12 protein-coding genes and 1 tRNA gene are annotated in these 14,690 nt (G+C 66.2%); 12 read left to right on the forward strand and 1 reads right to left on the reverse strand.

Going from position 1 to position 14,690, the window contains the following annotated elements; all coding sequences use genetic code 11:
* The first annotated feature begins 172 nt into the window (after window positions 1-172).
* The 8 genes from FPZ11_RS14980 (at window position 173) to FPZ11_RS15015 (ending at window position 7,180) form a co-directional block, all read left to right on the forward strand.
* Complete coding sequence (locus FPZ11_RS14980) at window positions 173-571, forward strand: HIT family protein (RefSeq protein ID WP_246846283.1); 399 nt, start codon at window positions 173-175, stop codon at window positions 569-571.
* 17 nt (window positions 572-588) lie between these two features.
* Window positions 589-2,019 carry an MFS transporter gene (locus FPZ11_RS14985; protein WP_246846284.1) on the forward strand — a complete coding sequence of 477 codons (1,431 nt, stop codon included), beginning with the start codon at window positions 589-591 and terminating at the stop codon, window positions 2,017-2,019.
* Window positions 2,016-2,837 carry a ChbG/HpnK family deacetylase gene (locus tag FPZ11_RS14990; RefSeq protein WP_146321941.1) on the forward strand — a complete coding sequence of 274 codons (822 nt, stop codon included), beginning with the start codon at window positions 2,016-2,018 and terminating at the stop codon, window positions 2,835-2,837. The genes FPZ11_RS14985 and FPZ11_RS14990 overlap by 4 nt, the downstream gene beginning before the upstream one ends.
* An 18-nt stretch (window positions 2,838-2,855) precedes the next feature.
* The gene (locus FPZ11_RS14995) at window positions 2,856-4,079 is read left to right on the forward strand and encodes a CehA/McbA family metallohydrolase (RefSeq protein ID WP_146321942.1); all 1,224 of its coding nucleotides are present in this window, start codon (window positions 2,856-2,858) and stop codon (window positions 4,077-4,079) included.
* A gap of 204 nt (window positions 4,080-4,283) precedes the next feature.
* Window positions 4,284-4,359 (forward strand) — tRNA-Arg (locus tag FPZ11_RS15000).
* Window positions 4,360-4,492: 133 nt separating this feature from the next.
* Window positions 4,493-5,689: a tyrosine-type recombinase/integrase gene (locus FPZ11_RS15005; RefSeq protein WP_146321943.1), complete on the forward strand. Its 1,197-nt coding sequence runs from the start codon at window positions 4,493-4,495 to the stop codon at window positions 5,687-5,689.
* A 217-nt stretch (window positions 5,690-5,906) separates the two neighbouring features.
* On the forward strand, window positions 5,907-6,758 hold the full coding sequence (locus tag FPZ11_RS15010) for a DUF433 domain-containing protein (protein ID WP_146321944.1): 852 nt from the start codon (window positions 5,907-5,909) through the stop codon (window positions 6,756-6,758).
* 20 nt (window positions 6,759-6,778) lie between these two features.
* Window positions 6,779-7,180, forward strand: coding sequence for a PIN-like domain-containing protein (locus tag FPZ11_RS15015; protein ID WP_146321945.1), 402 nt, complete (start codon window positions 6,779-6,781; stop codon window positions 7,178-7,180).
* Between the two features lie 594 nt (window positions 7,181-7,774).
* Here FPZ11_RS15015 and FPZ11_RS15020 read toward each other — a convergent pair.
* A complete protein-coding gene (locus FPZ11_RS15020; protein WP_245558919.1) occupies window positions 7,775-10,456 on the reverse strand; it encodes an AAA family ATPase in 2,682 nt (893 codons plus the stop codon).
* A gap of 412 nt (window positions 10,457-10,868) precedes the next feature.
* Between FPZ11_RS15020 and pdxS the strand changes: the two genes are divergently transcribed.
* From pdxS to FPZ11_RS15040, 4 genes are all read left to right on the forward strand, one after another.
* On the forward strand, window positions 10,869-11,771 hold the full coding sequence (pdxS, locus tag FPZ11_RS15025; protein WP_022900094.1) for a pyridoxal 5'-phosphate synthase lyase subunit PdxS: 903 nt from the start codon (window positions 10,869-10,871) through the stop codon (window positions 11,769-11,771).
* Window positions 11,768-12,457 (forward strand): pyridoxal 5'-phosphate synthase glutaminase subunit PdxT, encoded by a 690-nt coding sequence (pdxT, locus tag FPZ11_RS15030; protein ID WP_022900095.1) that lies wholly within the window; start codon window positions 11,768-11,770, stop codon window positions 12,455-12,457. Before pdxS ends, pdxT begins: the two co-directional genes overlap by 4 nt.
* 889 nt (window positions 12,458-13,346) lie before the next feature.
* Complete coding sequence (locus FPZ11_RS15035) at window positions 13,347-14,036, forward strand: M23 family metallopeptidase (protein WP_168203860.1); 690 nt, start codon at window positions 13,347-13,349, stop codon at window positions 14,034-14,036.
* A 2-nt stretch (window positions 14,037-14,038) separates the two neighbouring features.
* On the forward strand, window positions 14,039-14,689 hold the full coding sequence (locus FPZ11_RS15040; protein WP_022900097.1) for a TlpA family protein disulfide reductase: 651 nt from the start codon (window positions 14,039-14,041) through the stop codon (window positions 14,687-14,689).
* Window position 14,690 lies beyond the last annotated feature (1 nt).

Below are 14,690 nucleotides of genomic sequence, written 5' to 3' on the forward strand. Positions count from 1 at the left end.
CACCTCAACTCGTGGCTCGGCGGAGAACGATCGATCCGACGCCGCGCCCGAGCCCGTCGACTTCTCCAAGCCGGAATTCACGCGCGGCGCGTATTCGCCGCGCGAAGCGTCGAGAGCAGACGGGGATGCCGAAAATGGCCGCGTCGCACATTGCGTATTCTGCGCAATCGCCGTGGGCGATTCACCCGCCCACGAGGTCTTTCGCGACGATGACTTCGTCGCGTTCCTCGACGCGCACCCGGTGTTCCACGGGCACGTGCTGATGGTGCCGACGACGCACGTGCAGACCTACGACGAGCTTTCCGAGAAGCTCGCGACCCCGTGGCTGCGCCTGTCGCAGCGACTGGTGCGAGCAGTGGAGGGCGCGATGGATGCCGACGGCTCGCTCCTCATCGTGAACAACGTGGTCTCGCAGTCGGTGCCCCACCTGCACCTGCACGTCATCCCGCGGTCACGAGGCGACGGCCTGCGCTTCTGGCTGGGTCCGCGCCACAAGTACACGTCCGACGCCGAGGCGAATGCCATCGCCGCCCGCATCCGCACCGCCCTCGCCGCCGCGCCCGCTGGTTGAGGGCTATGCTGCCGCGCGTGACATCGTCGTCAGTACCCGACATCGCGGCGCCCGCGCGCGCCACCCCGCCCTGGCGCTACGCCATCGGCATGTTCGGCACGTCGATCCCGATCAACATGGTCAAGGGGTCGATGATTCTGTACTACGTCGACATCCTCGGGCTCGACGTTCGCGCATACGGCATCGTGATGGCGATCTACGCGGTGATCGACGCCGTCGACAACCCCGTGCTCGGCTACCTCTCCGACCGCACGCGCACCCGGTTCGGCCGCCGTCGCCCGTGGCTCGTGGTCGGCGCACCGCTGCTCGCCGCGAGCATGATCGCCTTCTTCTCGGCGCCGACGTCGCTGAAAGGTCTCGGGCTGGTGATGTGGTTCGCCGTGTTCGCGATCGCGTGCGAGGCGTTCGACTCCATGATCAACGCGAACTACGGCGCTCTGCTGCCGGAGCTGTTCCAGCACGAGCGCAGGCGTGCCGTCGCGAACGGACTGCGCCAGGGCTTCCAGCTTGCAGCCCTCGTGCTCTCACTCGCGGTCACACCGCTGCTTACCACGAAGGTGTTCGGCACCGAGGAGACCACTGGTGGATTCCGCACCACGGCCATCATCTACGGGATCATCGCGGTCGTGGTCATCGTCTACATGGCACTGGGTGCACGGGAGAGCCCGCGCTACTCGACGAACATCCGCCCGCCGCTCTGGTCGAGCATCTGGTCGATCGTGAGCAACCGGCTCTTCTGGACGGTCGGGCTCGTCGGTGCGTGCTACGGCATCGCGATGGCCATCGTGCTGGCGGGCATCCAGCTGTACGTGAAGTACTCGCTCGGACTGCCGGTGTCGGAGGCGCTCTACCTGCAGGCCGTGGTCATCCTGATCGCCGTCGGCGGCCTCGCCGTGTGGACGCGGATCGTGGCGCGCAAGGGCGCCCTGTGGGCGTGGCGGCTCGCCTTCGCCGTGCTCGCGATCAGCTTCGTTGCACTGTTCTTCGCGACTGACCTCGTCACCGCGCTGCTCGCCGGCGTGCTCGTCGGCGCCGGCTGGTCCGGGATGCTCGCCACCAACGACCTCATCACCGCTCGCGTTCTCGACGCGGACGCCGCCGCTCACGGCCAGCACCGCGAGGGGCTGTTCCTCTCGGCCTTCGGCTTCTTCGGCCGCCTGAACAGCATCGTGACGGGTCTCGCGCTCACCTCGCTCGGCGTCTTCTTCGGCTACAACTCGGGCGACGATCCGGGAGCCAACCCGGGCTTCGCGTTCCGCGTGTACCTCTGCGTGTATCCGTTCCTGTTCGCCGCCGTGGGCGCGATCGCCGCACGCTTCGTGCGCGTGCCGCAGCCGACCGCGGATCAACCGGGTGAGTCTCCGAGCCCGTTGAGCGAGCCGAGCCGGCTCCCAGACCCCGTGAACGACGCTCCCGTCTCCGACGACGAGGACCCCGTCGACCGATGACCCGCACCCTCGTCATCACGGCCGACGACTTCGGGCGCGACCCCGGCACGACCGACACCATCCTCGCACTCCTCGATGACGGCGCGATCACCGCGACGACGCTTATCGCGGTGGCGGACAATGCTGAGCGTGCAGCTGAGGGAGCGATCGCTCGCGGCACGTCGCCGCATCTGCACGGGACGCTGACGCGCGATCGGGGTGCGGTGTGGCATCCGCTCTCGGGACGCTCGAGCCTGATGGATGCCGACGGCCTGCTCTTCGACGACCCTGCGGCCTTCGACGCGACGGCTACCACCGACGACGCCTTCGCCGAGTTGGATGCCCAGCTCGCGTGGATGCGCGCCCGCGGTCTCGACCCCGCGGCCGTCGACTCGCACGCCGGTACGCTCTACGGCCTGAACGGTCGATCCTGGCTCGCAGACGCACTGCGATGGTGTGCGGCCAACGAGCTGGCGTTCCGCCTGCCCCGGGATGCCCGTGCCTATTTCGGCGACGCCCTTCCCGCGCCGCTCGCGCATGCCCATGCGCGAGCGGTCGCCTACGCCGACCGGCTCGGGGTGAGCCTTCCGCACGCGATCCTGACCAATCACGCGGATGCCGATGAGCTCGGCGACTACGAGGCGCTCAGGGACAGCCTGATCGAGCGACTCGCGGAGCTGCCCGAGGGCGCCAGCGAGCTGTTCCTGCATCCGTCCGCGCCGGGTGCCGTGCCGGGGCCGGCCGGCGTCGCCCGGGAGTGGGAGGCGCGGCTGCTGCGCGATGACCGCTGGCATGCCGCGATCGAGCGGGAGGGCATCCACCTTGTCGCGGCCTGGTGACATGACAGGCTGGACGGCATGACGCGCATCGTTCACCGCCTCAAGTTCGGACTCGAGGATGCGCTCGCCGCCGAGCTGCACAGCATCCCCTTCGAGGTCGGCGCCGGCGACGACAGTGTCGAGGTCACGCTCGAGTACGACCACGAGAAGGCGATCATCGATCTCGGCTGCGAGGGCGCGGGTGCCTGGCGCGGCTGGTCGGGCGGCGCTCGCAGCAGCTTCGTGATCCGTCGCACCGAGGCGACGCCCGGCTACGTGCCGGGCGAGCTCGAGCCCGGCGCGTGGAGCGTGCAGCTCGGACTGTACAAGGTGCCCGTCGAGCCCGTCGAGGTGACGGTCACCATCCAGCTGCCCGCGGAGTCGGCGATCCCGCCCGAGCCGCAGGCCGCCCCGACGCCGGATGCCCCACGCGCCAGCGCCCGCCTCCTCCCCGCCGCGCCAGGGCTCACCTGGTTCGCGGGCGACTTCCACGCGCACTCGACCCACTCCGACGGCGAGCAGTCGCTGAGCGAGCTCGCCGGACTCGCCGTGCGCAACGGGTTGGACTTCCTCGCGGTGACGGAGCACAACACGGTGTCGCACCATCCGTTGCTCGCGCAGCTCGGGGCATCCCACGACCTGACGCTGCTGCCGGGTCAGGAGGTCACGACGCCACGCGGGCACGCGAACGCGTTCGGCGACATCGGCTGGATCGACTTCCGCCGGCCGGCCGACACGTGGGTCGCGGAGGTGGCGGCGCGGGGCGGCATCCTCAGCGTGAACCACCCGCTGCAGGGCGACTGGGCGTGGCAGCATCCGCTCACCACGCTTCCCGCCGCGCTCGAGCTGTGGCACGTGAGCTGGTTCTTGGAGGCCACGGCGACGGCCCCATGGGCCTTCCTCGAGCGCTGGCGGCGGGATGCCGTGCTCCTCGGCGGCAGCGACTATCACAACCCCGAGCACGGATACCTTCCGGGCACCCCGGTCACGTGGGTCGCGGCAGAAGACCGCAGCCCCGAGGCGATCCTAGATGCCGTGCGCGCCGGCCGCACCGCCGTCACGCGGCTGCCTGTTCCGGACGCCCCCGCACTGGTTCGCGTCGACGGCGACCTGGTCGCGGTCGCTGCCGACGGCGCGGTGCTGCGCGACCTCGATGGCCGCAGTCGCCTGCTGCACGGCGACCGTGTCGTGATCCCGGATGCCCCGCGCGGCCCTTACCGTCTCGAGACCCCCGAGGGCGCCTGCCTCGCCATCTCGGCCTGACTCGCCCCGCTGGTCCGGAGCGCCCGCTTCAAGTCGCACTTTCGGCCCTTATCAGCGCCCATAAGGGCCAGAAGTGCGACTTGAACGAGGTCGGGGTCCGTGGATGCCTGCCGCGGCGCCGGGAACCCGGCCGATTTCAGGCACCGCCGTCTCGCCTGATATAGTCGTCAGGTTGATCAGCGAGCCCAGCGCGCTGAGAAACGGGCGCCATTAGCTCAACGGATAGAGCATCTGACTACGGATCAGAAGGTTGGGGGTTCGAATCCCTCATGGCGCACCAACGAAAACAGCGAAAAGCCCCGGAATTTCGGGGTCTTTTCGTCTTCGCGGATGACACGGCGCGACACGGGATAACACGCCCATGTGTGCACCAATGTGTGCACCTACCGCGAGCTTAGGTTTAGCCTGATCTCGTGCCGAAGCGACGCGACCACGGCCAAGGCGGCCTCTACGAGCTAAAAGGCCGCGGATTGTGGCGCGGAGTCGTCGACAACGGCTACACGTCTGACGGGCGCCGCCGGCAGGTCTACGTGCATGCCAAGACGCGTGAGGAATGCGTCCAGAAGCTGCGCCGGCTGATGCACGAGGTCGAGCAGAACGGCAGCCCGCTCGATCACCACACCCGGGTCGCCGACCTTGCCGAGTCCTGGCTTGCCGACGCGGCAGGGCGGCTGAAGCCGAAGACCATGCAGGGTTACCGCTCCCAAGTGTCCACGAACATCGTGCCGGTCCTCGGCAAACGAGTTGTCGCAGACCTGAAGCCATCGGACGTGCGACGCCTACACACCGCCATCTTCGCGCGCGGAATCGGACCCGCCACCGTCGCCGCGGCCCACCGCACCCTCTCCGCGATGCTCGGTTTCGCCGTCGACGAGGGCCTCATCTCCCGCAACATTGCGGAATCGGTCGACATCCCCAAGCAGGCGCCGGTCGATCGCGACTCGCTCACGCGTGCCGAAGCTCAGGCGCTACTGAGGCTCGGTGACGCGCGATGGACTTTGGCATTGCTCTCCGGTGCGCGCGACGGCGAACTGCGAGGACTACGGGTCCAGGACCTCGATCTGGACGGAAAGAAGGCACACGTCTCCTGGACCCTCGTTGAAGCCACGTTCCGGCACGGATGCGAACCCTCGTGCGGCAGAAGGACCGCCGGCCGCTGCCCACAGCGGGAGCTCGATATCGCCTCGAACTTGGAAGTAGCCCCGCTGCAGGGACGCTGGGTGCTCGTCCGGCCGAAGGCTTACAAGCCGCGCATCGCCCCACTCACAGACGAACTCGTCGCCATTCTGCGCAGGCGGATCACCGCGGGCGAGGGCCGCAATCCACATGCTCTGGTATGGCACCGGCCAGATGGGAGCCCACTGACAAATGCTGATATGAACGGAGCGCTGCGCGGTGCGCTCACCGCAGCGGGAATCGACCGGCCCGCCACCATGCACTGGCTTCGCCATACGTACACCACCATGGCCGAGCATGCCGGGCTCGAGTGGGTGGTCTACGCGAACATCTCCGGTCACGCCTCGGAGGATGTCTCCCGGCGGTACACACACCAACTCGCGCAACAGGCGGCAGAAGGCGTGAACCGACTGAACGACTATCTGCAGGGCTAACACGCCCGGTCTAGCGCGGTTCGCAGGAGCACGTCAGAAGCCCGCACCCACCCTTCAGTCTCGCGTTGGTGCTCCGCGTCGCCGAGCTTGGTGAGATCACTTCGCCCAGGTCGCTTTCGCGGCCGTCCCGGTGGTTGCGATCAAGAGCGCACGGGGGAGGCGGAGTAAGCGGAGGTCTCGGTTGCTAAGCGGAGGCCGGCACGGCCGGAGTCTGCAAATGGTGATCGAAGCGAACGCAGTCGACGCCGCAGCTATGATCGGCCGCCGGTGCGGCCGTCGCATTTGCGTGGTGGAGCGGGGCCGGTACCCCTTAGAGCTGAAGCTTGACGAGGAGCGACGCGCCTGGTGGCGTGTGGCGACGTCGGTGCAGCGTGGGATCATTACGAATGTGGCCGTCTCCCTGCTCGATCGAGCGATCTACTCGTACTCCGATGTGGATCGCCTTGTTGGTCTGCATGCGGGTACCGCGAGGCGGTGGCTTGAGGGGTACGAACGTGCGGGCCGTTACTACGAACCGGTGTTGCGTGAGGAGTCGTCCGGTACGGAATCGGTGACGTGGGGCGAGATGGTCGAGGCGCGGCTTCTTGCCGAGTATCGCGACAAGCTGGTACCGGTGCAGCGTCTTCGTCCTGCGATTGTTCGGCTTCGTGACGAGTTCGGTCGTTATCCGCTTGCGCATGCGCGCCCTTTCCTGGATGTTGAGGGGCGCGAGTTGGTGCGTGCGCTGCAGGATGAGGCCGGTCTCGACCGTCCGCTGCGGTTCGTGGTTGTTCGCAATGGTCAAGTGATGCTCTCCGCCGCGGCACAGCGGTTCAACGATGCTGTCGAGTACGACGGCGGTGTCGTTGCGCGCCTCATCCCCAGTATCCGGACTCGGGAAGTGGTGATGGATCCTGCGCACGCCTTCGGCCAGCCGGCGATCAGGAACGTGCGCACTGATGCGTTGGCCGAGGATTACCGTGCGGGGACCTCACGCGAAGAGCTTGCCGACCTCTATGACCTCAGTGTTGATCAGGTGGACGAGGCGATCCGGTTCGAGCTGATCGCCGGAAGCGGGCGCGCCGCCTGATGGCTCGCCTGTTCGAGCCGGTGTACTTCACCGACGAGAACACCCTGGGCCTTGGCAAGCTCCTTCGTCGTAGTGGCCGTGACGATGTGCTCTACCCCGGGCATGAGGACCTTCCCGAGGTTCCCCTCGGAACCGCGGATCTGGACTGGATGCCGATCGTTGGTGCTCGTCGCCTCATCGTGATCACGCGTGACAAGCACATCCGCACCCGTCCGGCCGAATTCGCGGCGTACGTCGAATACGGAATCTGTTCCGTGTGGATAGGCGCGAAGCGGGACCTGGGACCCCGAGAACAGCTCGAGCTGTTCCTCGCCCACGAAGCACGGTTGCGGCGCGAGGTCATCAAGTTGGGCCGGGGTCCTTGGGCGCTCGCGCTATCCGGCACCGGTGTGCGCCCGTTGCGTCTCCGGTCTGGCCTCTAGCTAATGACGGAGCAGACCTACCGCTGCGAGCTTGCTCGAGTCAGGCGTCCATCCTGTCCTGCCCGGGCCAACACCCGTGGATGCTGACTTAGGAGAACGCGAACGGTAGCCCCACGGCTTGTGCGTCAGAGTCAGCTCCAGCCAATCAGGCGGAGATGTAGCGATTTGTCTGGGCGCAGGAGGATTCTCGAGGTGTGTCCGATCTTTCACAGCGCCCAAGGCCACGTCCTGTTGGTTCATCCCAGTCGGCGGCGGTTGAGTTCTGTCGCGAGTGGATGGTCTATCTCGGGGAGGAGGACACGGTGGTCGCTGAGGGTGCAACAGCGGAAATCTGCGATCTCTACAGCTCCCGATACGTCGCGTTGGTCGAGAACCGGATCGGGAACATCGAAGTTCCGCTTGTACAGCGAGCGGTTATGCTCTCGGCGTCGGATGGTCGGCACAGCCTCGTATTCCACTCCGGGGGTGTTTCCCTGACGCTGGAGAACTCGCCAACGCTCACGGGATTCCCTTGATTGCGTACGTTGCTCGGGCCGGCGACATTGAGCCGCGGAATCGGGTGGCGGTGCCGATCTGCCGTTCTTATCGCCTGCCTTAGCGGCCCAGCCCTGCCGAAGCTATGACGGGTCCTGGTTGCCTGGTCGCAGCCGCGGCGGCCGCACGGTTCAGTTCTTCGCGGGCGGCGTCGCGGGAGGCTTGGATGGTGGGTTCGACATTGCCGCGTTGCATCATCTCTGTCAGCTCGGCTGCAGCGGCGCGCAGCGTTGGTGCGGTGAGGATGATGTTGTTGCTGAGCCGTCCGCGGGTCAATCCGACGTAGAGGCCGGCGGCGTCGACGCGGGGGCCAACGAGTGACCGGTCTGTGGTTTCGCCTTGTGCCCCGTAGACGGTGCTGGCGTATCCCAGGTGCATGTGGTGGGCGGCGTAATCGTGGCTGACTTTCCGGAACTGCGTCGAATCGTTCACGCTGGTCAACACGAGACCGTCGCCGGTGATCTGGTGGAGGATCCAGTTCTGCCGGTTCTCGACTCCTGAGCGGCCGTTGTTGCGACGGGTCTGAACGATGTCGCCTTCCAGCAGTGTCTGGCCGGCCTGCCCGAGAGCAACCCGCTGGGTGGAGAGGGCGCCGGTTTGGATTCGTCGGGCTTGGATCGACTCGCTGACGGCCTGGGCCTCGCTGTGGGTCGCGGTGATGAGGGAGATCGTTTCTCGCCGGTTCGTCGCATCGAACCACGCATCAGTCATCGCCGATTCGACCGCGGTCGTGTTGTTGGCCAGCTGGACGTGTCCGGTCTCGATGAGTCGCGTTGCCAGGCTGTGTCGATCCTCGACCGTCTCAGCACGCCTCAGCTCGAGCGTGAACCGACCCCACTCCGGATCCTTGAACCGATGGACATCCGCCAGCTCGACAATTTCTGAACTGCTGCCTCGAATAAGATCCAAAGCTCCGGAGTGCCCAACGGGGAGCGCCTGGTTGGGATCACCGACGGCGGCGAGTCCCGCTCCGGTTTCGAGGGCGAGTTGAACGAGCGCGTTAGCGGCGTCGAGATCGAGCATGCCGGCCTCGTCGACCACGATCCGGTCGCCCGACTGCAACGGCTCACCGTCAACTCCCTCGAACGGTCGCTGCGTTGTGGGATCGACCTCGCCGATGTGGAGACGTGACCACACGATGCGCCCGCTTGCATCTTCACTCCACCTCCACCCGTATGCGTGCAGAAGCTGGTGGAGGGAGGACGAATCGCTGCCGATCTCGCGGCCGGCGACGGTGGCGGCCTTCTTCGTCGGCGCGACGACGATCATCCGATGGTTCTGCATCTTCAGTGCTGCCGCGGCCATCTTCAGCATCGTCGTCTTCCCCGTACCGGCCGCACCGATGACCGTCACAAGCCTCGCCGTCCCCGCAATCACGCCTGCACCCATCACCTGCCCGTTGTCCAACCTGCGGCCTGGATCAACTGCCGCGGCGATCTTTACGATCGCCGCATCCGGCACGCGAACACCTCCCTCCGGGAGGAGTTCAAGTTTGTTGGCCAGCGAGTACTTCGCCACGACGGTCTCGGTGGCCACGAGATGCTTCAGGTGATCAGGCACGACATCCTTCTCGAGGAGACGGACCGTATGCGCGGCCACAGCCTTGACCACCAGCTCGTCGACCAGCGACGTCAGGTCGTCGCGCTCGGTGACCAGTCCGGTGGCGGAGAGGGCACGGAGGATACCGGCGCGGACATCAAACACGGAGAACCGGCCACCCGTGCCCGTGGAGCGGCCATCCGCATCCACCACCGCCCGAGCGGCCACCAAGTCCAGGCCAATGTCCGCAAGGGTGACCGGGGTGACGGCCACCGCTGGTCGCGCGGTCACGCTCGGGTCGGCCGCGTGGATCTCGTTCCGAACGATGCCTGCCCAGTTGCCCTCATCGAGGTCGCGGGGCTTGTTCGGGCGCCCAGCGGCCCAGGCCCACCGGTCGATCTGGTTCAGTACATCCCGGGACGGTTCCTCACCGGGATGCTGACCCCGCCACCACTCCAGCCGCTTTGCCCGGTTGGTCTCGATCTGCGCGGACCGCTTCGACAACGGCCGCACCAAATGCGCCAGCTGCTGGATCTCCCCGTCCGCGTTGAGCGTGAACCCCTTGACGGCGAGGGCGTGGATCCAGGCCGGGTCGGTGCGGGCGGCGAGGTCGCCTTCCGCGTTCACTACGTTCTGGAACCGCAGCGCCACCCTGGTGTCCAGGTTCGACCACCGACCGTCTCGGCCTTGGACTTTCACGTTCAGCCAGAGGTGGCGGTGCTTGTGCGGATCCAACGACCTGGACCGTTCATGCTTCAGCTCCACCACCTCAACCCGAGCCAGGCCCTCCCGGATCAGGCCGCCGGCACCCCTTCGTGCGTTGAGTTCGGTCTGCCAGAGGTGGATGATCCGGTCCCGTAACCGGTCCTGCAGATCCTCATACGCTGCATTGAGCTCCGGATCCAGGAGCGCCGCAATGGAGAACGACTTCGGCGCATTCACCGTCGCATCAAGGACCAAGTCAGCAACCGGGGACTCGAGGTCACGGCCGCGCCGTTCCCCAGTGAGGGGGTCGATCCCGTCCACCCACGCGCGCAACTGCTTCCGGGTAAGGAGGTCGTCCCGGATAACGTTGTCTTCGCAGATGTACCGGGTCATCACCGCGTCCGCATAGTCCGCAGCAGCGATCACCCCGTCAGCATCCTTAGCGGTTAGGGTCGCGTCGCAGACACCGCCAAAGGCGTACGCGACCGCCTGCTTCACCCCCTGCGAAGCCTCGCCCCGCTTCCACCGTGCAATTCCACCCCTCACACCTACTCTTCGCCGAGACCGGCGATTTTGGCGCGCACCTCACAGAAAGTGCCTGCGTGCATCAACGATTTCAACCTACGATTTGCGACCATCTGGCTCTCGGAACTGATTCATTGCATCAGGCCGTCTACCCTTTCCGTCCTTCAGCTGTCCCTCGCCGTCTCCAGCTTGCTGCCGTTCCCAACTGTCTTCGTCCCGGCGAAGGCTTCATGTGGCCACGCTCGACTCGCTGGCTGTGACAGCTGGGTCGCATGCGGGTGTGCCTAGTAGCCCCCGCCAGCGCTTGAAGTGAGTGATGTACGTGCGCGTGGTTTCGCCCCTGCTGATGTCCGCCGGTTCAACTTCCCGTTCTACGATTGCCCTCATGACCAACGCTTCTGTCTCTGGTGAGTTTGGGTCCACCCGCGTCAAGCGCGGACTGGCGGAGATGCTCAAGGGCGGCGTCATCATGGACGTCGTCACGCCGGAGCAGGCGCGCATCGCCGAGGACGCGGGCGCTGTCGCCGTGATGGCTCTCGAGCGCGTGCCCGCAGATATCCGCGCCCAGGGCGGCGTGGCACGCATGAGCAATCCGGACCTGATCGAGGCGATCATCGCCGAGGTGTCGATCCCTGTGATGGCCAAGGCCCGCATAGGGCACTTCGTCGAGGCTCAGGTGCTCCAGGCGCTGGACGTCGACTACATCGACGAGTCCGAGGTCCTCTCGCCCGCTGATTACGTGAATCACATCGACAAGTGGGGCTTCACGGTTCCGTTCGTCTGCGGAGCCACGAACCTGGGCGAGGCCCTTCGACGCATCAACGAGGGCGCGGCGATGATCCGGTCCAAGGGCGAGGCGGGCACGGGCGACGTCTCGGAGGCGACCAAGCACATCCGCAAGATCACTGGCGAGATCAACGCCCTCAAGTCGATGACGAAGGACGAGCTGTACGTGGCGGCGAAGGAGCTCCAGGCCCCGTACGACCTGGTCGCGGAGATCGCCGAGACCGGCAAGCTCCCGGTGGTGCTGTTCACCGCGGGCGGCGTCGCCACCCCGGCGGATGCTGCGATGATGATGCAGCTGGGCGCCGACGGCGTCTTCGTCGGCTCCGGCATCTTCAAGTCAGGTGACCCGGCGAAGCGCGCGGCCGCCATCGTCAAGGCAACCACGTTCTACGATGATCCGTCGATCATCGCCGACGCATCGCGTGGCCTGGGCGAGGCGATGGTCGGGATCAACGTCGGCGACCTCCCAGCACCGCACCGGCTCGCCGAGCGCGGCTGGTGACGCTTCGCGAGGACTCGGCGTTCACGTCGGCGTCTGCCGTCCGCGTCGGCGTGCTCGCCCTCCAGGGCGACTTCAGGGAGCATGCCCGCGTGCTGGCATCCCTCGGCGCCGGCGTCGCCCTGGTGCGCAGGCCGGAGGACCTCGAGCGCATCGACGGCCTGGTGATCCCCGGCGGCGAGTCGAGCGTGATGGACAAGCTGGCTCGCGAGTTCGGGCTCTTCGAGCCGCTTCGGCAGGGGATCGCGGAGGGGATGCCCGTGTTCGGCACGTGTGCCGGCCTGATCATGCTGGCCGATCGCATCCTCGATGGCATCGTCGGCCAGCAGACGCTCGGCGGGCTCGACATCACCGTGCGGCGGAACGCGTTCGGCTCGCAGAACCAGTCGTTCGAGACCGATCTGCAGATCCCAGCGCTCGGAAACGAGCCGGTGCACGCCGCCTTCATCAGAGGCCCGGTGGTCGAGTCGGTCTGCGAACGGGTGACGCCGCTGGCGACGCTGGAGGACGGACGTGTGGTCGCCGTCGAGCAGGGTGCCCTCATCGCCACGAGCTTCCACCCCGAGCTCACCGGCGAGCACCGGTTCCACGAGTACTTCCTCGCCAAGGTGCGCGCCGGCATGAGTCGCACGGTTCGAACGGGAGTAGCCGGGACCTTGGAGAGAGCGGCACAAGATCCGCCGGTATGATGCTGGCGTACCTCGACGACTTCAGGGATCCGGACACATGCATCTGACTCGACGCGCACACCGAATCGTGCTCACGTCGAAGCGCGCCCGTCTGGCGATCGTGAGCCTTTTCGCTATGTTCGCCCTTGCCCTCTGCATGTTCGCCATGTCGACGGTGAGCGAGCATCAGCCGTCGGCCTCGTCTCATCCGGTGGCCGCGGCGGCTCAGCAGCCCGTCTCTGTCAGCAGGTCCGCGCATGATGCAGGTTCGGCCTCCCCGAGCATGGGCAGCGTCGAAAGCAGCCGTACCAGCCCGTCACCTCAATGTGACTCCGCCTGTGATTCACACACCGCTTTCACGGCCGCAGATTGCGCTCTGGTAGTCGTTCTCTTCGGGTTTGCGCTGCTCGCCTTCGGTGGTGGGCCTCTCCTTGGCATGATGTCCCGGCTGCGAGCGATGCTTTGCGCGGTGGGCACGTTACGGTCACTCAGCCCGCCTTCTCTGGTATCCCTTTCGATTAGCCGAACCTGATCTCCTGGTCATAGACCAGCGCCTCGGGAACGCGTCTTCGCGTCCCTTTGTATGGCGCTGCCGTGCCCGTTTGGGTGGCGGATCCGCGTAGCTCGACATTTCGTGTCGAACGCCTCCGACGGCACTCTCCTCGCACGTCGGTCGACGGATTCACCGTAACCATCGACCACAGATCACAGCACCGCAGACATGTCGTTGTTGACATGCCTGCGAAAGGTTCGGAGCTCCAACACCAACATGACTATTCATAGGGCCCACGGTTCTCACCGGGAGGGTCCGTCAGACAACTACTCGTCGAGGCGTGAACGCCGGGATGCGGAGCGCCTCGGCGGTCGCAACGGTCGCGGGAGCCGGAAACGTCCACACAATCGGTCGGCCGTGAGACGGCGGCAAGCCGCATCGGCGATGAGTCTGCTTATTGCCGCCTTGCTGACCGGCACGTATGCTCTGCCTGCTTACGCGACCGTGCCGTCCTCCACCGCACCTTTGGTCAATCGTGTGGCATCCGCAACTCACGAGAGACAAACCCTTCAAGTCGCCTCCGGCGAGTCCGCTCCTGTCGCGCGCGACACCTACGCGTCCGCCGCTGCACCTAAACCCTCCGCATCCGACCGCAGCAGCGGGATCATCGTTTCGAAAGTCGCCGGTGGTTCGATCCGCTGGCCGCTGGATGTCGCGGCGCCGATCAGCGATGGATTCGGGTACCGGACTGCCCCATGCGCCGGTTGTTCCTCATATCACGAGGGCATCGACATCAATCCGGGGGCCGGTACTCCGATCTACGCCATCGCCGACGGTGTGGTGCGAGAAGTGGGCAATCCATCCGGTGCTCTGGGCGTGTGCGCGATCATCGACCACCGGATCGGTGGAGAGATGGTGAGCAGTCTGTACGCGCACATGCAGCTCGGCTCACTCGCGTTGCGAGCCGGTGAAAGCGTCACCGTCGGCCAGCTGGTCGGTCTTGTCGGGAGCACCGGCGCCAGCACCGGTCCTCATCTGCACTTGGGCATCATGGTCGAAGGCGCCTTCGTCGACCCCTACGCCTGGCTCACGCAAAGGGTGGGCTGAGAGTGTTCGCTCGAAACGACCGCGACGCGCAGGCAGGTCGCCTGCGCGCGCGCGTCCGGGCTCGTGTGGTTCTCGCCGTCAGCACGGCGTTGTTGCTGAGCCTTGGACTCGCCGGGTGCACCAATGACGCGCTGGCACAGCAATACCGTGACGGCAGCAGTAAGAACTACGTCGCAGGCGATGGTTCCATCACCGAGATCACGGTGAAGAATCGGGGCAAGCCGATTCGCTTCTCCGCGGACCTCGAAGACGGAACACCGATCACATCGAGCGCCTATACCGGTCGCGTCGTCGTCGTGAACTTCTGGTATGCCGGATGCCCGCCCTGCCGCGCCGAAGCACCCGACCTCGAGAAGACCTACACCGCGTTCTCGTCGCAAGGTGTGCGCTTCCTCGGCGTCAATGTGCGCGACCAGGCTGCGACCGCGCGTTCCTTCGCCTCCGAGTTCGGCATCACCTACCCGTCAGTGCTCGATGTCGACAGAGGCACCATGCAATTGGCGTTCAGTGGGGTGGTGGCGCCGAACGCGGTCCCCACGACGATCGTGCTGGACAGAAATGGTCGGGTCGCGGCGCGAGTGCTCGGCAAGATTCCGGACGCATCCGTACTCGAGGCTCTGATCACAACCGTTCTGAAAGAGCCCAGCCAATAGC

It is taken from the genome of Humibacter ginsenosidimutans, assembly GCF_007859675.1.
Lineage (GTDB): Bacteria > Actinomycetota > Actinomycetes > Actinomycetales > Microbacteriaceae > Humibacter > Humibacter ginsenosidimutans.